Genomic DNA, 22,348 nt, shown 5'->3' with positions numbered 1-22,348 from the left:
CACCTACGAGCACGGACGGTGAGCCCAGCGTCAGCCCCCATGCCGTGTTCGCATCGATATCGACACCGGCTGTGCCGGCTTGCGAACCTACCGTTTGCCCAACATTGGACAGGCCCCATTGATCCGCAAAGCGCTCATCTTGCGGTGCTTCGCTGATCGTTAGCCTGTAGTTCGGCTGTGCGTACTCGACGTTCGGGTCCTTTTTCAGTTCTGTGATCGTCTGATCCAGGTTATCTCCGTCGCCGACTTGCAGCACTTCGATGCGGTTCTTTTTCGACTTACGCTTGGACTCAAGCTTCCCCAGCTTGAGCTTTGTTTTCACTTTGCTGTTAATCGTCTGGCTTTGTGCGCCGCTCTTGTATTTGACGAGCAGTTCGGTTTTATCTCGGGAAGCGGCTTTCGGTTGCTGCGCGTTCTGCGCTGCGTATACGCTGAAATCGGAAAGCAAGGTCGTGGCAAGCAGCGTCAGTAAACTGAGCGCTGCCAAATATCGCATCAATCGGCTCATAAGGGCCTCCAAGGAAAATGTAATGGATAAAATCCGCTTTAGAAAATGGTATCTATTAATCTATCAATTTTTCGAGAACTGTTACGGCTGCAAGTTAATAACCGTCTCCGGACGCTCGACCACGCTGTACGTGATCGAGGAGCCGCCGGATACTTTGGCTTTCATCTGAATGCTGTTAATGACACCAGTCCACGATTCATCAAGTGCAATTGCTTTGTCGCACGTGAACACGGCTTCGCCTGGGCGGAAAGAAGTGACGATGACGTCCGTTCCTGCGATGCGACCGGTTGTGAGTTCCTTCTTACTTGTTAAAGTAGACAAGTCAACAATTTCAATGGCGTTCGGATCATAGGTCACTTTGAGCGTATAGCGGCTGAAGTCCATAATGTCTTTGCCGACCATGCCCATGTCTACGGTTTTGGCTTTGGTGAGCTTCGCGACCAGCGTATTGTTGATGATATAGCCGCTCCAATCACCAACGCCACTCACGTTGGTTGTGCGAATGCGGTATTTATGCTCCGAACCGAGTGCTACCCGGCGGTGTTGGTACTCGTTCTTGAGATTGGTGCTGAATACTTGCCCATCCACTTCGACTTCGTACTTCGTTGCCGTCGGATCCCAGTCCCACTTCAACGTGACGATGTTGGCGGTAGACGTAACCGCGATGTTGCTTGGGATCGTTGGCCGATCCGGCAACGTACGCAGCGTTACGAGCGGACTCCAGTCCCCTTCGATGGCGTCCGTTCTGGCACGAATGCGGTATTGATGGGTCGAAAACGGATTGAGCAACGTATCGACGTAACTCGTCCCATCAAAATTGTCCACGATGACAACACCGTCGAGTTCCACGTCGTACCCGAGTGCGCCGGCTACTTGGCTCCAGTTCAAGTACACTTGGTCTCTGGATGCGGTCGCCGATACGTTGAGTGGTACGGCTGGTTTTACCGGCATAGCGGTATAAAGCAGAGACTTTGTCCACGCGCTTTCCCCGGTGGCTCCGATCGCTCGAATCCGGAATGCATGGGCGGTTTCTGGCGTGAGTCCCGTCTTCGTATAGTTAGGTGTTGATGTACCCACGACTTGCCCGTCTATTTCGACTTCATAAGAAGCTGCACTAGCTACCGCTTCCCACTGGAGTGCAATCGATATATCCGAAAGGGTTTCGACAATACTTGCTGGCGTGGCCAGCTTAAACGTGGTGATAGCGACTGGCGCACTCCATGCACCTTCGCCCAGTTCATTCACTGCACGAATACGATACGTATGTGATGAGCCTGGCGTCAGTCCGCTAAACGAAGCGGTTGTCGTATCGTTCAGTTGTACGATAGCACCGTCTGCCTCAATGTCATACGCTAAAGCGTCCGCTACGATTGGCCAACTGAGGGCAACAGACTTATCGCCCACGAGCGGTTCGTTTGGTACCGGTACGTCTGGCAGTGTGTTTGTCGTGCTGATGAGTTGCGATGGACTCCATGGACTTTTTCCCCCGGCGTTAATGGCACGCACGCGGAATGTATGGCGGCTGCCCATCGGCAAGTTCGTTTGCTTAAACGTAAGCTGCTTGCCTGCGGTAAATAGCTGTCCGTCCCACTCGACTTCATAAGCGACCGCGCCCGTTACGGCATTCCATGTTACCGTAACCGTCTTGGCGGTGGCTGCAGGCACAATTGTGTTCGGGTACACTGGTGCGAGCATCAGTGTGCGCGAAAAGATGGGCACACTCCAGGCCCCTGGTGTGCCGTCTTTAACAGCGCGAATGCGGTATTGGTGCAAAGTGTTGGCTTCAAGTGAACTATGCTTATACGAGAGCACTCGACCTACTGCAACAGGTACCACCTGGTTGTCCACTTCGACCTCGTAAGAAGTCGCTTCCGATACTGGCGACCAGCTTAGCGTAACGCTATTGCTCGTCGGCTGGGCTTTGACGTTTTTCGGCATCGCTGGCGGCAAGGCAGGCGGCCCGACACGAACAGCCGTGGACCAGTTCGTATAGACGCCTTCTTCGTTTACAGCGCGAACCTTGAAGCTATATGTTTTCTTACTATCCAGCTTTGTGAGCGAGATTGCCTTGTTTTGCAGCACCAGGTTGACCGGCTGATTCACAAGCTGGCCTTCTGTGGTAAGATACTTGTTACCAGCTGTGATTTGGTATTTTGTAATATTAGGATTGCTATCTGTGATGACCAGCTTCGCCGGCTGATCTGCAACTTGTTGCAGCGCTACTGTTGGAGCAGCCGCTAGTGTATATACTTCTTTCGTGGTCGCACGTACGTTCCCGCTGCTGTCTTTGACTTCAAACTTCGCCGTATATTTTGTGTTTGAGACCAAACCTGTTACAGTGAAGGTTGAACCCAATTCGAAGTTACCTAGAATAGAAGTTCGATTATTGGCCGTGTCTTTATATAGGACAACTGGTTTGTTATTCAGCACTGGCCGCTGCTTGCCCACTAGAGTGACTGGCTGACTCATCTGTCCATTTGTTGCATTAGTGAGTGAGATAGGCGCTGACCAAGATGCACCGTCTGCCGATGTGAGCACGCGTATATTTTTCGTCGTTGTACTAACCGCAGGGTCAATTCCACTGTAGACGACAAAAAGCTGATCTTGTGTATCCGCAGTGATAACTGGTGTATCCTGGTAATATATATTTCCTGTTGTCAGCTTAATCTCAGGCAACCACGTTGTTCCACCATTTGTGGACTTCCTGAATCGAATATTTCCTCTCAATTCAGAGGGTTCCTCACCCGACCACACTAGATACACATTATTACCATCTACGTACTCACTGTGATCTTGCTGCGTGAAAGAAGAACTAACAGGATTATTAGAAATCCAGGTAGTCCCATTCCACACCATTGCAGTAATATACTGATTCGCACCACCTTTGAGATTCTCGTAAAAAATAACCGGAGATTTATTTACAAGTACAATGGACGGGTTTGTCGATTGATAGGCAATATAGTTATCCGTTGTCAGCTGTGAAACAGTTGACCAAGATTGCCCGATATTCATGCTCTTTGCATAAAAAAGGTTATTTGAATCTCCTGTCTTTTTAGCTGACCATACTGCATGCACAATACCGTCATCATCTGCTACAATGGCTAAACTTTTTGTCAACGGAATGTCAGAGTTGGCGGTACTTAAATTTACAGTTTGATTGAAAATGTTAATATTATTTTGTGTGAGCGCATCAAAAGTAAATGTACGAACAGCCGTTGCTCCGTAACGTACGAGACCAATTACTTTAGTCCCACTTGCCGTAATAACAGGGGCTGATTGAATATTAGCATCTGCTAGACTTGCAAGTTGAGTCCACGTCCTACCTTGATCTTTGGAGACATAGAAGAGCGCACCAGTACTCGGCACTCCGGTAAATCCTGTTATTATCCACCAGTCGTTGGATAGACGTGTAATTGTGTTATTGGATGCACCCGGCATATCAAGTGCAGGGCTCGATATGGTTGAATTTAGTTGTACAGAAGGGGCAAGCCAACCACTCGATTGTCCATTTATCGAATATTGATAAGGGCTGGCGGCTAGCTGAGATGCTTGGTCTTCAGTCCTGCCTTTGAGTAGGATGCTTGTGGCCGTTGACGTTGCATCCAGCGTATCTGAACTCATCGCTCCGTCTTGAACCGTGAACGTCGCTGTTTTCTCTACCGATTGGTACATCGTGTTCATGACGACACGAACTGTGTGTGTACCTTTCTTAAGGGAGGTATTGGCGATAGACTGGAACTTCACGAAGGCAGAACCATCCGACAACTTAACTGCTTGTTGTTCTCTTTGTTCAGCTTCAGTGTCTAAGTAGTACTTCGCATTCAATGTTTCCCCAACAGGTCCGTTAACAGTTGCTTGAATACTAATCCCCTTGTACAAAAATTGATCCACTTGTGTTGGAGAAGATGGAGACCTAAGAACTCCGAGTTGGTTACTGTTGTTACTTCCCCAAGCTTTCACCATTCCGCCTTCCATAAGAGCTAACGTATGATACTGTCCAGCAACAAGTTGCTTCACACCCGATAACCCTGGCACTGGGATGGGTGCTGTTCGGTTTGACGTGTCTCCCAAGCCTAATTGACTATAAACGTTATAGCCCCAGGCTTTCACCGTTCCGTCTTCCATCAGGGCTAATGTATGAGAACTGCCTGCCACCAGTTGTCTTACATCGGTTAGCCCCTGCACTAGCGTTGGCACAGTTCGTTTGCTCGTGTCTCCCAACCCTAATTGACCATTGTTGTTATAGCCCCAGGCTTTCACCGTTCCGTCTTCCATCAGTGCTAACGTATGAGAGTCTCCCGCAACAATTTGCTTTGCACCGGTTAGCCCTGGCATTAGCGTTGGCGCAGTCCGTGTTGTCGTGTCTCCTAAGCCTAATTGACCATCATAGTTATAACCCCAGGCTTTCACCGTTCCGTCTTCCATCAAGGCAAACGTATGAGAACCGCCCGCAACCAATTGCTTTACTCCCGTTATCGTTGGCACTGACATTGGCACAGTTTGATTTGTCGTATCCCCCGTGCCTAATTGACCATTATAGTTATAACCCCAGGCTTTCACCGTTCCGTCTTCCATCAGGGCTAACGTATGAGAACCGCCCGCAACTAGTTGCTTTACACCGGTTAGCCCAGTCACTAGCGTTGGCGCAGTTCGGTTGACCGTGTCTCCCAAGCCTAATTGGCCATAAGAGTTAGAGCCCCAGGCTTTCACCGTTCCGTCTTCCATCAGGGCCAACGTATGAGAACCGCCCGCAACAATTTGCTTTACACCAGTTAGTCCCGGCACTAGCGTTGGCGTAATTCGGGTTGTCGTGTCTCCCAAGCCTAATTGGCCATAAGAGTTAGATCCCCAGGCCTTCACTGATCCGTCTTCCATCAGGTATAAAGTATGTGAACTACCCCCAACAATTTGCTTTACAACGGTTAGTCCCGGCACTAGCGTTGGCGTAGCACGGATTGCTGTGTCTCCCAAGCCTAATTGGCCATAAGAGTTAGATCCCCAGGCCTTCACTGATCCGTCTTCCATCAGTGCTAACGTATGAGAATCGCCCGTAACAAGTTGCTTTACACCGATAAACCCCGGCACTAGCGTTGGCGCGGTGCGGTTGCTCGTGTCTCCCAACCCTAATTGTCCGTTAGCGTTATAGCCCCAGGCTTTCACCGTTCCGTCTTCCATCAGGGTTAGCGTATGAAAATATCCCGCAACCAGTTGCTTCACACCCGATAGCCCTGGCACTAGTATTGGTGCAGTTTGGTTTGTCGTGTCTCCCAAGCCTAATTGTCCATTAGCGTTATAGCCCCAGGCTTTTACTGTTCTGTCTTCCATCAGGGCTAACGTATGAGAACCACCCGCAACAATTTGCTTTACACCGGTTAGCCCCGGCACTAGCGTTGGCGCAATTCGGTTGAAAGTGTCTCCAAAGCCTAATTGGCCATTAGCGTTAGTGCCCCAGGCTTTCACCGTTCCGTCATCCAACAGAGCTGACGTATGAGAATATCCCGCAACCAATTGCTTCACCCCAAATAACCCTGGGACTAGTATTGGCGCAGTTCGGGGGGTCATGTCTCCCAGGCCTAATTGCCCACTAGCGTTATTGCCCCAGGCTTTCACCGTTCCGTCTTCCATCAGGGCTAACATATGAGAACCGCCCGCAACAAGTTGCTTTACTCTGGTTAGTCCCGGCACTAGTGTTGGCGTCGTTCGATTTATCATGTCTCCCAAACCTAATTGACCATTATCATTGCGTCCCCAGGCTTTCACCGTTCCGTCTTCCATCAGGGCTAATGTATGAAGCTGTCCAGCAACCAGTTGCTTGACTCCGGTTAGTCCCGGCACTAGCGTCGGCGTAGTTCGGGCTGTCATGTCTCCCAAGCCTAATTGCCCGCTAGAGTTATAGCCCCAAGCCCAAACCCGCCCATCTTGAATCAGGAAAGATGAAAAGGAGCTTGAATTGGTAATTACTTGGAGATTGATTGTATCTACCGATAAATTCATATCCATCTGGTAAGCCGATGTTTGAAGCGTCGAGGCTAAAGTAAACAGCGATTTATTCGAGGAATCCCCTATCCCCAATTGACCGTTGCTGTTCTGACCTGTGCCATACACTTTATTTTCATAGCCTACTACAAAAGCACTTCCATTGCTGCCAACATAGCCGTGCGCAATTCGAAAGTCCACGTTTACGGATGTTGGCAGTAATTTGTTGACGACATCGTTGGTTCCGAGTTGTCCATTACCATTGTATCCCCATACTTTTAGGCTATCGTCCTTCAGAACAGCCATTGAACCATGGTACCCTGCCGTTACCGATCTGACGTTTGAAAGAGAAGAAACAGATATTGGCGACTTAGCATCCACTGCGCTATTGTTGCCCAACTGGCCATATCCGTTATAGCCCCACGACTGAACATTTCCGTTTTGCAATAGCGCCAGTCCATGGGAGTTCCCCGCTGCAACTTGAACAACATTCGTTAACCCTGTAATCGCTGTCGGCGTCGAACGATTCGAGATATCCCCTTGACCAAGCTGCCCATAATTGTTGTAACCCCAAGACTTCACAGTGCCGTCTGTCAACAAAGCAAGGACAAACTTGTCCCCCACGGCAATCTGCTTAACACTCGAAATCCCGGATAATGTGACAGGTGTCGTGGAAACCCCAGCGCCCAGAAGTTCCCCGTACGTATTGGTTCCCCATCCCTTAAGCGTGCCATCCGTCAACAAGGCAATGGCAAACCCGTTCCCTGCCACAATTTGTTTGACATTGGTCAATCCAGAAATAAGGGTAGGCGTGTATGTATTCGAAGTACCTCCTAGTCCTAGCTGACCGCTAGCATTCTGTCCCCAGCTTTTAACTGTACCGTCTTGCAATAGCGCATAGGAACTATAACCGTACGTTGCAACTTGCCTGACACCTGTTAGCCCGTTAATTACAGTTGGTGTAACGTAGCTTGATGTCGTACTCCCTAGTCCCAAAGCACCTGTTCCGCCATCGTACCCGCTAGACTTAACAGTTCCATCAGTCTGCACAAACAAGGTGTGGTAATTTCCCGATGCAATAACAGCCGGTTGAAGCGCAGGATCGTAAGCAGCTTCAACTGTTCGTGCCGGCCATACAAATTCTCCAAACCCTTGAACAATCAAACTGAAAATCATGAGCAGAATCCATTTACGTTTCTTCTGAAACATTCGACAGTCGCTCCCTCAGCTTAGTGACTTTTATCATGTTTCGACAAAATCCACTACACATCATATTACCCATGGAAGATTCTGTCATTGACTAACATTGTATGATTGTGTCGATCCACGTCGAATTAACCGCTCCAAAAAAAAATATTTTTTTCCTCAATACATTTTATGTATAAACTGAGATATATGTATTAAAAAGGTAGTGCTACATAAAGAAAAAAACCCCGATAAATCGAGATTCTTCGAGGTTCTCACTTATTCAAGCCCTTCGCAACTTTCACACGGAGCCCATCTATCATAACGATTGTCACACTCTTCCATCAAGCCGTACCCAAAGCAATCTCTTCGTCGTCTTCTTTGCTATTGAACGCTTCGCGGTCGAATTCGCCTTCGGAGTTCGCGACGAGCAATGATGTGACGGTTGTGCCTGTCGCGTTGATTGCCGTGCGGCCCATGTCGATGAGTGCTTCGACGCCGGCGACGATGGCGATGCCTTCGAGCGGCAGACCGAGAGCGGTCAGTACGACGGTCGTCGAGATAACAGCCGGGCCTGGAACGCCTGCGACGCCGATCGAAGAGATGATGCTGACGGCAACCAGAATAATATAGTCGGTTGCAGAGAGGTCGATGCCGAATACTTTCGCGGTGAACACAGCGACGATGGCCGGCCAGATGCCGCCGCAGCCGTTGAAATTGACGGATGCGCCGAGCGGAGCAACGAAGCTTGCGATGCGCGGAGATACGTGCAACCGCTTCGTGATCACTTCGAGATTCACAGGCAAAGTTGCGTAGCTGCTTCGTGTTGTGAAAGCGACAGCGATAGTGGGATAGATTTTGCGGAAAAACTTAATCGGGTTAACTTTCGCCACAAGAAGCACGAGGCCGCCAAACACGAGCACGAAATGGATGATTAACGCCACATACGAGGTGATAATGACGCTGCCGAGTTCCTCGAGCGTATCCCAGCCGTATTTGGCCGTGATGCCCGCTATCAACGCAAATACTCCGTATGGTGTCAGGCGGATGACAAACTTCACGACTTGGTGAAGCACTTGCGTTAACGATTGGATCAGATCTCGCACCGGCTTAACAGTTTCGGCGTTCTTGGAGCCGATTTTGACGATCGCTACAGCGATAAAGATCGCGAAGATGAGGATCGGAACGACTTTCCCTTCCGCCGCTTCGTTAAAAGGATTCGAAGGAACGAGAGACAAAATGACTTCAGAGAACGTCGGGATTTCACGCGCCTCGAAACCTTCCGGTACCGCTTGCTGAATGCCGCTTCCCGGGTTAAACGCCAATGCGACGAGCAAGCCGATAATGGAAGCTACACCCGTTGTGCCGAGGAACCATGCGAATGTTTTAAAGCCGATTTTACGCAAATAGTCCAAACTTGTGAGCGACGAGATACTGTTCAGCACGAGCACGAAAACAAGCGGAATGACGAGCATACGAATGAGGTTGACGTAAATACTGCCGAACGTCGTGATCCCTTTCGTCTCGTAGTCGAGGTTCTGAAAAAGAATGCCTACCAGCAAGCCAAGCACGAGGCCGACGATGACCCTCGAGCCGAAGCCTACGCGTTTTTTGGCCAATAAATAAAGAATGAAGAAGACGAAAATCGAAGTGACGAAGCTGTACCAGTTGGTCTCGATCGCCGATAGCAAGTTATTTTGGATGTCGTTCATGTCGGTCAGACCCTCCTAAGAATGATTGCAGCACTGGAAAAGGGAAGCCCGCAGGCTCCCCGTCCCCTTGAACATTCGAGTCGCGCGGACTCGGCTTACTTGGACAACAGATTGTACAGCACTTGCGCGACTTGCGCTCTCGTCGTTACGCTGCGCGGGTCCAGCTTATCGTTGCTGCCGGAAATAACGCCGCTTTCCACGAGCGACTGAATCGCTTCTTGCGCATAGACTGAGATTTGGTTGGCATCGTTGTAGGACGATACTGTCGCGCCCGTTTTGCCGGATGGCAGTTCGCCGAGCAGACCGAGTGAACGATAGAGCAGCGTAAACAGCTCTTGGCGGGTGATCGATTGATCCGGCGCGAATTGATTGTCGCCGATGCCCGTTGCAATGCCCAACTTCTTGGCTGCTGCCAGATAGCCCGTGTAGTACTTGTTGCCAGCATCGGCGAAGTTGTCCGCACCTGCTTCTGCCGCTTGAATGCCGTAAGCCTTCAGCAACAGCACGATGAATTGTCCACGCGTCAACGCCGCGTTCGGGCTGAAGTGCGTATCGTCCGTGCCGCCCGTTATGTCGCGAGCCGCCAAGTAGCTGACAGCTTTGCCGTACCAGGACGTAGCTGCGACATCGTCGAACGTTACTGCATTGTACGCGATAATGTATTGCGAGAAGTGCTTCGTCGAGAAGTTGACTGTGCCGGTCGCTGCGTTGAATTGTCCGCGTACCGTCTCCAGTTCGCCTGCATCGTTAACGTAGTAAACGACAACGGATTCCGGATTTTCTCCCGCCTTCAGCGTGTAAGGAAGGCTAATATTCGCCACACCGCCGCCGAAGGAAGACACTTTGTCGTTGCCGACAAAAACCGTGAAGTCGTACACCGGGCGATCGCCCAGCACTTCTTTGCCTTCCGGCGTCAGTTCGCTCTTCGCAATGATGATGCTGACATTGCCGGTACCCGTCGCCGCGTTAATCGTCTGAACCGCTTTTGGATCGAAAGAGATCGTACCTACGTTGCCGTATTCGACTTTCACATTCGCTTTCGTTCCGGTGGCGATTTCGGCGAACGACTCTTTCGGGATGCTCAATTGCGCAGACTTCGTTTGCTCCGTCGTCTCGACTTTCACTTCAACGACAGTCGCTCTTCCCTCTGCTTCCGATTTCTTCACATTGCTGACAATGCTAGCCGCCGTCTCCTTGGAGAGGTTCGCCAACGTGTCGCCCGTCGCAGCGTCCGTCTTCGCCGGTGCTTTGGCCGTTACCGTGCCGGTGTTGCCGCTGCCCGGAGTCGATACGACGCCGCTATTATCAACTGGCGGTGTTGTAGTTGTTGGGGCCGTTGGCGTTGTTGGTGTTGTTGTCGGTGGAACATAGGCTGGAACATTGACTGTCGTCGATGCGCTTTCCACGTACAACTCTGTTTGCTTGGCGCGAACTTCGTAACTGCCTGCCGCGAGCCCCGCAATAACGGAACCCGTAACGCTTTGATAATTCCCTGTATCCTTTATTCGATACTCCAATGCGCTGCTTACGCCCGTTATCTGCCCGTCGTTAAGCGCTGCAGTCGGAGCTACACCCAACAGTCCTGTAGGAGATGCTTGGTTGCCTCTTACCGTTAAAGTGACCGGCTGGCTGGCTTGAAGCTCGCCATGCGCGTCATATCTAACATGATAGACACCCGGGGTCAGATTTTTAATCGCCCCATCAACAGCAACCGCATTCGTGTAAGCCTCTACTGCATCCGATTGCTTTTTAATTTGAAGAGTATAATCGGAAGCCGTAACGCCCTCAATTTGGCCGTCGTTATTTTCCAGGCTTGTCGTAGCCTTTGCCGTCAATCCGGACGGCGGAGAAACTTCACTATAACTTGGTACAATTACTTCTGTTGCTTCGCTTTGATTAAAACCTGGTTTGGACGCATACCAGAAATAGTAAGTACCCGGTTGCAATGAGGAAATCGTTCTGGTACTTACGTCAACAGAAGCTCCGCCCTGCGAAGCGCTGTATTGCAACCCTTCGATTGCTGTACTTTCATCGATCGTCACTTTACCGTCGTCATTGGCGGTCGTTGTAGGTTTCACGCCATGTAATCCCGTCGGAGGCAACTGAGGACTCTGAATAGTTACTTCCGTATAATTATTGTTGATTGCCGCATACGTTACTGTACCGGTCCCCGTCGACTGATTGTAAGAAGTATTAAAGCCTTTGGAAGCAAAACGCACTTGATAGGTGCCTGCCGCCAAACCTGTCACGGTAGTTCCAGTAATCGGTGTGAAGGCCGTCTCTTGTCCTTCGGCAGGTTTCAACCGATATTCAATGACTCCGCCACCGGAAACTCCGGTAATTTGCCCATCGGCAGCTCCTGCTGCGCTTACGCCTACGACGTTAAAGCCAGTTGGAGGCACTCCTTCAAATCTGGAAAAGAGAGAGTTTGCGGCAGCGTCGTACTTTGAATACTGCGCTCCTGTGCCCGTATAAGTATTCGGCCATGTATTCATGATCTCTACGTGTCCGAGAATCGGAGCCGGGCTATTGTTCGAATCCTTGTAGTCTTTATCGAACGTGAAGAGATACGGAACTTGCAGTTTATTTACCGATCTCGATTGCGATGTGGCCGGATCGATAAAAGTTACCTTGCTATTGCTTGTAATCAGGTAAGAAGTTTGAATATTTTTCAAATTCGCTTCAACAAGAGCCCCGTACAAATAGGCCAGCGGATTAGCCGTTTGATGGTCACGAATTTGCAAGGTTGTGCCATCATCGTGAGTACTTGCAGTTGGAGTACGGACCGTCATACCGACGCCGGCATCCAGACGCGTGTCGAAGAAATAAATTTTATCGATGTTATGTGCCTTCGCGTAGCGGTTGATCCATCTAATCTCGGCTTGCGTGTTCGGGCACCAAGAACCTCCGAATAACAACGCGTACCTGCCAGAGCTCGCCAACAGCTTATTAACTTCGTGGTAAGTCACATGTTCGAAAACAAGCGTGGAATCGATCTCGTATTCATTGTTTGCTCCGAGGTCAGGAACGACTTTGCCGTCTACTGTTTTGGAAGGGAAAATTTCAACTGATCCGCTTGCCCTATGACTGTTGAATTGCGGTCCGATGAAATCCCAGCTATTCAACTTATCGAAGTTATTCGGAGCATACCCTTCAGTGGTTGCTTCATCGAAAACCGCTTTTACTTGTGCTTTATAATTGGTTACATTAGTGGCATTATCCTTAAAGTATGAATCCCAAGTATAAGACGTCGCGTTGCTCGGTCCGTGCTTCTCCAGATAGGAAACGACCGGCGCGTTTTCTCCGTTCAATTTGTGATCCTTATTGTAAATAAGCAAGTAAGGCGATTGTACAGCCTTGGCGCTTCCTTGTGCTACGACCGACGATTGAATCGGCGTTGTACCAGTCACCAATTTGGATTTGTTCACATAAGAAGCGGATACGGAAGACAACGTCGTCAAATTCGTCAAATATTTATTGACCAACTCAACATAATATTCTGTGTAGTCAAAATAGTTGGTCGTCGTGTTGCCTCCATTGACGGATGTTGCTGTCAGTGGATCATGTGTGACGGCAATATCCAATCCCGGGCTTGCCCCATCCAATCTCGTGTCGAAATTGTAAATCTCTTTAACGCCGTTTGCTTTGGCAACTTCATTAATATAACCAATGTCCGCTTGCGTCTCATCGCTCCATGCTCCGCCGATCAGAATCGCGAACGTTCCCTTGCTTCCCAAAATTGTAACAAGATCTTCGTACGTAATCGTTTTGAAAATATGAGAATCAACGTTCTTCAGATTCGTGTATACGTCTTTGAAATAATCATAATGACTGGAAACGCTAGGCGGAGCCGCCGCACTCGCCTGGCCGATGCCCGCGCCGAACGCGGGCAATGCCAGAACTGTTGCCAAAGCAAGAGATAAGAGCCGCTTGGGCTTCTTGAGTGAGAATGATTTCATAGGTTTAGAACCTCTCTTTCTTTTAAGTAGTCATGCTTCTGAGCGTAGAGATTCGGTAAATCCGCGATTAGCAATCTTCTTCGCTCGAGGAGCCGGAACCGGACGAGCCGGACGACGAGGAACCGGAACCGGACGAGCCGGACGACGAGGAACCGGAAGAAGAACTGGACGAACTTGACGACGAGCTAGACGAAGAACTGGAAGATGCGGCAGGAGCATCGGCTTTCGGTTGGCTGCTGGACTTCGTCGTGAACGTGACGGATTTTTTCTTCGTTTCCGTTGAGGCCGGCGCCGAAGATGCAGGTACTTCTTCTTTAGGAGCAGGAGAGACAGCCGGCGCTTTCTCTTCTTGTTTCGCCGGTGCTGGTGTCGCTGCTGGCGCTGTTGTTGGAGCAGGAGCGGCGCTCTTCGAAGCGCTCGCAGTTGGAGCGGAAGCGACCGCTTTAGGTTGCTGAGGAGCAGGCTTCGCTTCTTTGGAAGAAGCGGCCGGCTTCTCGGATTTGTCCGAAGCAGGCGACGCTTCTGGAGCTTCTGCTGCCACCGCAACTTGCGTATTGGCCGATGCGTCGGATGGCGCTGCCGTTGCAGGCTGTTGCGTTTCGGTCACGACCGAAGCTTCCGGCTGAGGCGCCGTCTCGGCTGCAGGCGATGCAGGCTGCGCCTCCCGTTGAGCGGGCGCTTCCGTCGATACAGCTTGCTCTGCTGCCGGTTGCTCAGCTTGCGGTTTCTTATTGGCGGATACGGCTGCGTAAGTCAATACGGCGAACGCCAGTACAGCGATGATAAAGGACAAGCTTAGCTTGGAGGTTGCGATTTTGTTCATGTGTGATCCATCCCTTTCGCTCAGTGAGCTTTGTTTTTTTGTCGTTTGCGCGGATAAAAAAAGAGACTCAACTAGGGCGCATACTTGATGCGCTCTTGTCGAATCTCTGGCTGTCCAGTAGATTTCCGCTTCTTCTTCTTAAATCCGCGTAGTTAACTCGGGTTTAACGTATCCCCATCTTAAACGCGTACAACGGCAGTGTCAATAGCTTTTTCACAATTTCCTATCGTTTTTATCGGAATTAATTGTGAGTTATCACCACTTACCGTAGGAACTACCTGTCAGCGGGTAGCGTACGGGGCATTTCCCCGCAGAACATTACTTCGACGGACGACGCGGATATGGGGCGGTTAATGTTCCCACAGAACATTACTTCGACGGACGACGCGGATATGGAACGATTAGTGCTCCAGCAGAACATTACTTCGACGGACGACGCGGATATGGGACGATTAGTGCTCCAGCAGAACATTACTTCGACGGATGATGCAGATATGCGGTGATTAGTGTTCCCGCAGGACGTTACTTCGACGGATGACGGAGATACAGTGCGATTAGTGTTCCAGCAGAACATTACTTCGGTGGATGATGCGGATATCAATAACGTAAATGCCCGCCTCGCCTCCCCGCCAGCATCACGCACGCCCTCGCCCACACGCCACATACCACCATACTACAAAACAGGCCCCGGAACGGATTCCGGGGCCCTCGCACTCACCTAGCTCACATAACACGTTTACTTCAAACTAATCTGCTCCGTGCGATCAAGCGCGGTTTTCGTCAACTCGGTTACTTGCGGCAAACCGAGTTTGTTCAACTCGTCGATGTATTTGCTCCAGTCGTTCAAGCTTGACGAGCCGAGAATGAATTTGCTGATTTGCTCGTCGCGGTACTTGTCGATGGCTGCTCCCGTGATCGAGATTGTTTCATATTCTTTGTCCGTGAACGACGGCTTCGGATTGAATTTGCTGTCGTATTTGCGCGCTTCTTCGTAAGCGAACTTGAGCTCCTTGGACGCCAGGCTAAGATGAGCGTCATAGTCGATCCATGTGTACGTGCCGTTCGTCGCAAGACCTGTTTTCTTACGGAAGTCGGAGGAATCGGTGAACGTAGAGTTAAGCTTCTTCTGGCCGCCTTCAACGGTGTACGTCTCGCCTTCTTTCCCCCAGCTCAGCAACGTTCGTCCTTCTTCGCTGTAGAAGAAGTCGAATACTTTTACGATGTCGTCGATATTTTTGGACGAAGCGGAGATCGCCAGGTTGTTCTCAACGACTTGCGTGTACGGGTTCTGCTGCTTGCCGCCTGGCAAGCCTGCAGGAGGCGCCATGAATGCCATTGTGAAGTCCGGATTTTCTTGACGAAGAGCAGCGTTGAAGAAGTCGATCCGGCCGATGTAATCGACGGTGATGAATGCCTGGCTCGTCGACAACAAGTCTTGCCATTGTTTCGTTTGCAGGGTCAGCCAGTCGGACGGGATCAGCTTCTCTTTATAGAACTTGTTCAAGTAACCGACCATCGTTTTGTAGTTGTCTTCGGCAGGTCCGAATTTCACTTCGCCGCTGTCGTTTTTGTAATATGTCGGATTCGTCTCGAAGTTCGGCGTCAAGTTCGTCATCGCGTTCATGCCGTTGCGGAATGCGAGCGGGTAGCTGTCTGGATACAGCTCTTTCAATTTCTTCAGCACCGTGTACAACTCGTCGTACGTCGTGGGAGGCGTCAGCCCGTTTTTATCGAAAATATCTTTGCGATACATCCAGACAACACGGTTCGTCTCGCCGAAACCTTGTGTTGGCAGCATGTACATTTTGCCGTCGGCAGCGAGGAACGACTTCGTCACTTCCGGATATTTGTCCATCCACTGCTGGAAGTTAGGCATTTTATCTTTATAGTCGAGAATGTTGGCAAGCGCGCCTTGTTGCCCGTACTTGAGTGCTTGCGTCCGGTCAGGCATGAAGATGAGATCAGGCAGATCGCCGGAAGCGAACGTCAAGTTGAGCGCATCGTACAGCGTGCCCGAAGGAAGCTGAACGTCGAATTTCGCGCCTGTTTTCTCTTCGATCCATTTCCACACCGGCCAGTTTTTATCGAACGGCCAGCTCGGGTTGGAATCGGTCAACATCGTGAATGTCTTGTCAGTAAGCGCCGCAGGCGTCGCCGACGCCGTTGCGGACGGGCTTTCGGACGCAGGCTGCGACCCGGAAGCCGAAGGAGAAGCATTATAGTTATTATTCGACTTGCTGCAACCCGCGATCAGGAGGACGATCGCCAGCAGCATCGCCATAATGATTTTTCTGTTTTTCATCGTAGACAGGCTCCTTTATCTTTGTAAGTAGTATAACGCACTTCTTAACCCTTGACAGCGCCGATCAGAACGCCCCTTACGAAATAACGTTGTAAAAACGGGTACAAGCAAAGAATAGGCAACGTGGAGACGAGGATGACAGCGAACTTGTACGACTCCTCCACGATGAGAGAATCACCTCCCTTCGCAGCGGTCAGATCGCCCGCACCGGCTTGGCCGACGAGCAGCATGTTCCGCAAAATCACTTGGAGCGGAAACAGGTCGGGATTGCGTAAGTAAAGCAGCGGATTCAGGAAGTTGTTCCAAATTCCGACCGCGTAAAACAAACCGATCGTGGCGAAGATCGCACCGGACAGCGGGACGACGATACGGGCGAATATGCCCACATCGGAGAGCCCGTCCAGCTTGCCCGATTCTTCAAGCTCCTTCGGGATATTCGCGAAGAACGTCCGCATGATAAGCAAGTTCCACGTACTGACGGCGCTCGGGAGCACCATGGCCCAGATCGAGTCCATAATGCCGATCTGTTTGACGACGAGGAACGTCGGAATCAGGCCCCCGCTGAAAAACATCGTAATGACGATCAGTATCGTGAAGCCGCGGTGGAAAAACATTTCTTTCTTCGAGAGAGCGTACGCGCCTAATCCCGTCACAGCCAAGGCGACGGCCGTGCCGACGGCGGCATAGACGATCGTGTTCCAGTACGCCCTCATCATGCGCGGGTCGTCCAGTACGATCTTGTACATGTTGACGTTAAAACCGCGAGGATACCAACTGACCATGCCCTTTAGCACGTAGTTGCTGCCGCTTAAGGAAACCGAAATCATATAGATGAATGGAAATAACGTCACAAGCGCAACGACGATGAGCACGAGCCCGTTTACGACGCCGAATACCGATCCTTTTCTCATAGCTGCTAATCTCCTTCTACCACAGGCTGTTGCCGGTGAATTTGCGGCTCATGTAGTTGGCGCTCAGCAGGAAGACGAAACTGACAACGGCGGTAAATAGGTCGATTGCGGAGCCGTAGCTGAAATTGCCGTTGACGAGACCTGTCCGATAGACGTAAGTGCTCAAAATGTCCGCTTTCGCAAACGTTGCCGGGTTCGACAGCAGAAACACTTTCTCGAAGCCGATCTCCATCATGCTGCCGATTTTCAAAATAAACAGAACGATCATCGTCGAGGAAATGCCCGGAAGCGTGACATGAAGGGTTTTCTTCCAACGGTTCGCCCCATCGATGCCTGCAGCTTCATATAAAGAAGGATCGATCGCTGTGAGCGCTGCCAGGAAAATGATCGATTCCCAGCCGACATGCTGCCAGATCTCGGACAGAACGTAGATCGGACGGAACCATCCCGGCTGAATCATGAAGTTGACCGATTCGAGTCCAATCGACTCCAGCATTCGATTAAACATCCCACCCGACGGGGACAGGAAAATGATAACCATACTCGCAGCGACGACGTTCGAGATGAAGTGTGGTAAATAGCTGACCGTCTGGACGAACCTTTTGAACACCTGCAGCCTCATTTCATTAAGAAGAAGCGCGAGGATGATCGGAGCCGCGAATCCGAACACCAGATTGTAGAAGCCAAGCAAGAACGTATTGCGAAGCAGCAACCAAAAGTCGGGACTGTCGAAAAATAGGTTGAAATATTTCAGGCCGACCCAGTCGCTCGCCCATATGCCCTTGTACAAGTTGTAATCCTTAAAGGCCACGACAATCCCGAAGATGGGCACATACTTGAAAATGAGGTAATACAACAAACATGGGATAGACATGGCGAACAGCCATTTACCTTTGTTCCATTTCTGACTCAGCGTCATCTCGATGTTCCTTTCGCTCCGGAATGTGACCTAGGTCGTGTCTGAATACTCCGAGGGGAGCAGGATTTGCCGAATTTTCGTTCCATGCAAGGAACTTTTGAGAAGGCGTACCGGGGGTACGTCGAGCAAAAGTGACGAAGCAGGGAGCGAAAAGGCGGTGAAGGATGCCCCTGAGCGAGTGTTCAGACACGACCTCAGCATAGTCCCGGCGCCGCCGAAGCGAAATCTTCCGTTCTTTGAATAACGCGCTTTTTTGCAACAATCGAAAGATCGGGTAACGATATTGAAATTCGTATATCGCCTGAACGTCGCTGCATCTATGAAGGAATTAGATCGTCCGCTATAGTGGAAAGAGGTGATACGAGGGATCGGGAGGCCGGCAGAATGACTTTCATACGCAGCAAAATGAACTCTTTGCTCTTTAAGTTGCTCGCCAGCTTCCTGGCGATTATTGCTTTGATGTTGTCGTTCAACATTTTTTCCTATACGTTTTTCCGGAATACGATTCAGGACGAGATCATCAAGAACAGCAGCTCAAACCTCGGCTTCGCAAGCGAAAATTACGATAAACAATTGGCACTCGTCCGCAAAACGGTGCTGCAACTGTATTTCAACGACCACATGTCCATCTTAAAGTCCGTCTTGAAGAACGACAGGCAGAACGTGAACTACGAGATGGTGTCTCAAGTTCAGAAAGACATCATCTATATGCTCTCTAACGAGTCACTCTATTTGAACAATGTCATGCTCTATTTTCCGAAAAGCAATCTGATGATCGAAAAAGAAGGCACGGTCAAGCCGGAGCGAATGTTCGAGAAATTCTATTTGAGCGACATATATTCTTTCTCGTTCTGGCAGACGGAGTTTGCCAAAGATTACAGCTTCAAGCTGTTTCCTTCAGCCGTCTTCTCCGAAGTGTTCTCGCATCAGAAGAAGCCGATCGGTCTTCTGTATCCCATCGTCATGAAGGAATACGGACAATCGGAAGTGTACATGATCGCTTTCCTCGACGCTCGTAAAATGACGCAAGCGTTCCTTCCCCCGGACAGTCAGTTCTCGCTGCTCGGCACGAGCGGAGAATCGCTTTATCGTACATCCGAGTCCGATCAGACGCTTGTCCCTGCCGAAATGCCGAAACAGGAAGGCTACTTCAAGAAAAACGGCAATTATGTGTTCTATGCCAAAGGCCATGACAGCGGGTTGACTTATGTCCTGTCGATGCCGTATGCAAAAATCTCGTCCCAGATCAAACATTTGAATCTCGTGCTCATCGGCCTGCTAGGCGTAGCGATCTTGATCAGCCTTGGCGCATCGGTCCTTTTCAGCTTCCGAGTGAACCGGCCATTAAAGAGAATCGTCGACGCGCTGAAGCGGCAGAAGCCGGGCCTGCTTTCGACGCAAATTACCGAGTTCGATTACATCGGGGAAAAAATGAGCTTACTGCTCAAGTCCAACGAAGACGCCAGGCACCATCTCGAAAAGAACGAGACGACGCTGCGTTATTATGCCTACATTAACCGGCTCAAAATGATCCGGACGGGAACCGGCGAGCCGAAAAGCCCGCTATTCGCGGACAAACCGTTTCTCGTCATCGTCTACGACATGACGTTTAAGCGCTGGTTTCAGGATCAGCCGACAAGCGAAATGGAACGGGCGGTATTCATCTATAAGGAATACATTCAGCTTGAATTCAAAGAACGGTTCCCGGATTCGCAGACGTTCCAGATCGAGCGCAACCGGATCGTGACGCTTATTTTTACGGAAGGCGATGCTGCCGAAGCGCTGACGTTACTCGATAAGATGAAACCGACGTTCGACCTCGATAAAGCGTTCGGTTACTTCACGATCGGCGTCAGCCCGATCTTCGCCCACTCTTATGAGCTGATTTCCGCTTACGAGCAAGCTGCCGCGATGACGGAAGAACGCATGCTGAACGACGAGACGCAAATTTTGTTTAACGTCCGGCCGTCCGCCGGCCGACACTCGCTCGGCGCCGCAGAGGAGCAAGAGTTCTACACGCATTTGCGTTACGGCAACGAAACGGAACTGCGGCAGCTCGTCTCGCGGCACTTGGCCGGCATGTCGCGTTCGCGCGCGACGGCGGCGGCTTTCCAGTCGTTCGCCCGCGACATCGTCATCAAAGCGCAGAAAACGTTGCAAGCCGTTCAGGCCGAATCCGAACTGCCGAACGGAGACGCGCAGCGAACGCCATGGGAGGAGATCGAGGAATGTTTGACGCTGGAGCAGCTTGATAAGGCGCTGACCGCTTATGTGACGCGGGTAGCGGAGGCAATTCGCCGGAAGAAGGAAGAACGCGATCCGATCATCAGCTTCGCTCTCGGCTATATCGACGAGCATTATGCGGGCGATCTATCCTTGGATATTCTCGCGAGCAAACTGAACATTACCGGCACGTATCTTTCGACTTACTTCAAGAAGAAACAAGGCGTCAACTTCGTCGATTATTTGAATGATGTCCGCATCGGTAAAGCGAAGGAATTGCTGACCGGCACGGACTTGCAAATTCAGGAGGTTGCCGTTCGGACAGGCTACTTAAACGCCAATTCGTTCATCCGCACGTTCAAGAAGATCACCGGCATGTCGCCGGGCGAGTATCGCAAAAATACGTTATAGTTCAGCGGCTTCGGTCGCAGGCTTCGGGGAAGAGGTTGTTCGACATGACATATCGTGTGGCGGTTATTGGCGGAGGGGCGATCGCGGAAGATCACCTGATCGCGCTGGCGGGAATGGAGCAAGCGGCTGCGGTCGCGGTCGCGGATTTGGTTGAGGAACGCGCGAGTGCGTTGGCGGCGCGTTATGGCGGCGGCTCCAGCGGAATTTCCGCGTATACCGATTACAAGGAAATGATCGAGAGGGAGAAGCCGGATATTGCGATCGTCACCCTGCCCCATTTCTTGCATAGGGAAGCGGCATTGTTCTGCATCGAAACAGGCGTTCACGTGTTGCTGGAGAAACCGATGGCGCTGGACGTCGACCAGTGCGACGAGATTATTGCGGCGGCACAGCAACGGGGCGTCAGCCTGATGGTCGGCCATACGCAGCATTACATCGCCGAGAATCGGACGGCGAAACGGATTATCGACGAGGGAAGCTTAGGCACACTCGTCATGATTAACGATGTTCGTAATTTATACTATTTCCGGGAGCAGCGGCCTGCATGGTTTCTCCAGAAGGCGCTCGCGGGAGGCGGTATTATGATGAATCTGGGTTCGCACTCCGTCGACAAAATCACATGGCTTGCGGGCTCCGCCGTTCGCTCGGTTAAAGCGGTAACGAGCCATTACGGGGGCAAAGGAGATATCGAAGGCAGCGGCATGGCGTTCCTCCATCTTGCGAACGGCATTCCCGCAACCGTGTCGCAATCCGGCTACAAAGGCTTCTCTCGCAACGAAACGGAGATTGTCTTTACGGAAGGCATGCTGCGGCTGGAAACCGGCAAAGCGCTATGGATCAGTCGCGGCGGCGAATATGAACGGGTCGAGATCGACCCGCAGGAAGCTCCGTTTGTACTGCAGTTGCTGGATTTGATTGCGCGGATTGAGGCGGGGGCAAACGGGGGCTTAAGTGCTGTCGATGGGTCAGCGGACGCAAGCTTGAGTTCTGCAGATGCTCTGCCGGGGCCGCCGCTTGAGCATTCGCGCCATGCGGTCGCAGTCGTTCTTGCGATGTACGCGTCACATCTATCTGGACAAGAAGAGGCGGTGGAACACGGGTTTGCTTGAGGCGATTCTTGCCTTGTTGCGCACCGGGATCTCCCCGATCTCGCCGGTCGAGTTGCTTGAAGTGGCCCGTTTCCTCAAGCCGGCAACCGTAGCCGACTGACGGGAGAGACGGTTCGGTTGTAGTCGTTTGCGATACAGGGAGCGGTCGGGGAGCCAGGTCAACCTCTTACGAGAACGCGCCATTTCCCCACCGCCGATTCCGACCCTACGATCCCAAGGCTCCGAGGAGTTACTATCAAACCGTGACAGTCGATTAATCTAAAACCTACGACTTAATTTGAGTAACGGCCTGCAGCGAGTCTCTTTCGAG

The 22,348-nt window shown here is 51.0% G+C and carries 11 protein-coding genes; 3 read left to right on the top strand and 8 right to left on the bottom strand.

What is annotated here, in order from left to right; all coding sequences use genetic code 11:
* From ACFPOF_RS16810 to ACFPOF_RS16790, 5 genes are all read right to left on the bottom strand, one after another.
* Nucleotides 1-508: S8 family serine peptidase (locus tag ACFPOF_RS16810; RefSeq protein ID WP_417286517.1), on the bottom strand; the 508-nt coding region annotated here is incomplete at its 3' end.
* Between the two features lie 81 nt (nt 509-589).
* Nucleotides 590-7,693, bottom strand: coding sequence for an RCC1 domain-containing protein (locus ACFPOF_RS16805; RefSeq protein ID WP_378134673.1), 7,104 nt, complete (start codon nt 7,691-7,693; stop codon nt 590-592).
* 320 nt (nt 7,694-8,013) lie between these two features.
* On the bottom strand, nt 8,014-9,381 hold the full coding sequence (locus tag ACFPOF_RS16800; protein WP_378134671.1) for a dicarboxylate/amino acid:cation symporter: 1,368 nt from the start codon (nt 9,379-9,381) through the stop codon (nt 8,014-8,016).
* A 95-nt stretch (nt 9,382-9,476) separates the two neighbouring features.
* Nucleotides 9,477-13,340, bottom strand: coding sequence for an S-layer homology domain-containing protein (locus tag ACFPOF_RS16795; RefSeq protein ID WP_378134669.1), 3,864 nt, complete (start codon nt 13,338-13,340; stop codon nt 9,477-9,479).
* A 67-nt stretch (nt 13,341-13,407) separates the two neighbouring features.
* On the bottom strand, nt 13,408-14,163 hold the full coding sequence (locus tag ACFPOF_RS16790) for a hypothetical protein (protein WP_378134667.1): 756 nt from the start codon (nt 14,161-14,163) through the stop codon (nt 13,408-13,410).
* A 353-nt stretch (nt 14,164-14,516) separates the two neighbouring features.
* On the opposite strand from ACFPOF_RS16790, the gene ACFPOF_RS16785 reads away from it, so the two are divergent.
* The gene (locus tag ACFPOF_RS16785; protein WP_378134665.1) at nt 14,517-14,666 is read left to right on the top strand and encodes a hypothetical protein; all 150 of its coding nucleotides are present in this window, start codon (nt 14,517-14,519) and stop codon (nt 14,664-14,666) included.
* Nucleotides 14,667-14,899: 233 nt separating this feature from the next.
* On the opposite strand, the gene ACFPOF_RS16780 is transcribed toward ACFPOF_RS16785, so the two are convergent.
* The 3 genes from ACFPOF_RS16780 to ACFPOF_RS16770 are packed head-to-tail and all read right to left on the bottom strand — an operon-like array spanning nt 14,900 to nt 18,295.
* Nucleotides 14,900-16,465: an extracellular solute-binding protein gene (locus ACFPOF_RS16780; protein WP_378134663.1), complete on the bottom strand. Its 1,566-nt coding sequence runs from the start codon at nt 16,463-16,465 to the stop codon at nt 14,900-14,902.
* Nucleotides 16,466-16,509: 44 nt separating this feature from the next.
* Nucleotides 16,510-17,376 carry a carbohydrate ABC transporter permease gene (locus tag ACFPOF_RS16775; protein WP_378134661.1) on the bottom strand — a complete coding sequence of 289 codons (867 nt, stop codon included), beginning with the start codon at nt 17,374-17,376 and terminating at the stop codon, nt 16,510-16,512.
* Between the two features lie 16 nt (nt 17,377-17,392).
* Entirely contained in the window at nt 17,393-18,295 is a 903-nt protein-coding gene (locus ACFPOF_RS16770) for an ABC transporter permease (protein WP_378134659.1), read from the bottom strand.
* Nucleotides 18,296-18,679: 384 nt separating this feature from the next.
* Here ACFPOF_RS16770 and ACFPOF_RS16765 point away from each other — a divergent pair, with 384 nt between their 5' ends.
* Both ACFPOF_RS16765 and ACFPOF_RS16760 read left to right on the top strand, forming a co-directional pair.
* Nucleotides 18,680-20,929: a helix-turn-helix domain-containing protein gene (locus tag ACFPOF_RS16765; protein ID WP_378134657.1), complete on the top strand. Its 2,250-nt coding sequence runs from the start codon at nt 18,680-18,682 to the stop codon at nt 20,927-20,929.
* Nucleotides 20,930-20,973: 44 nt separating this feature from the next.
* On the top strand, nt 20,974-22,038 hold the full coding sequence (locus ACFPOF_RS16760) for a Gfo/Idh/MocA family protein (RefSeq protein ID WP_378134655.1): 1,065 nt from the start codon (nt 20,974-20,976) through the stop codon (nt 22,036-22,038).
* The last annotated feature ends 310 nt before the right edge of the window (nt 22,039-22,348 follow it).

The organism is Cohnella soli, from assembly GCF_042655525.1.
In the GTDB taxonomy this organism is placed as follows: Bacteria; Bacillota; Bacilli; order Paenibacillales; family Paenibacillaceae; genus Cohnella; species Cohnella soli.
Note: the sequence above shows the minus strand (reverse complement) of the source record. Positions and strands in the feature narration are given on the sequence as shown.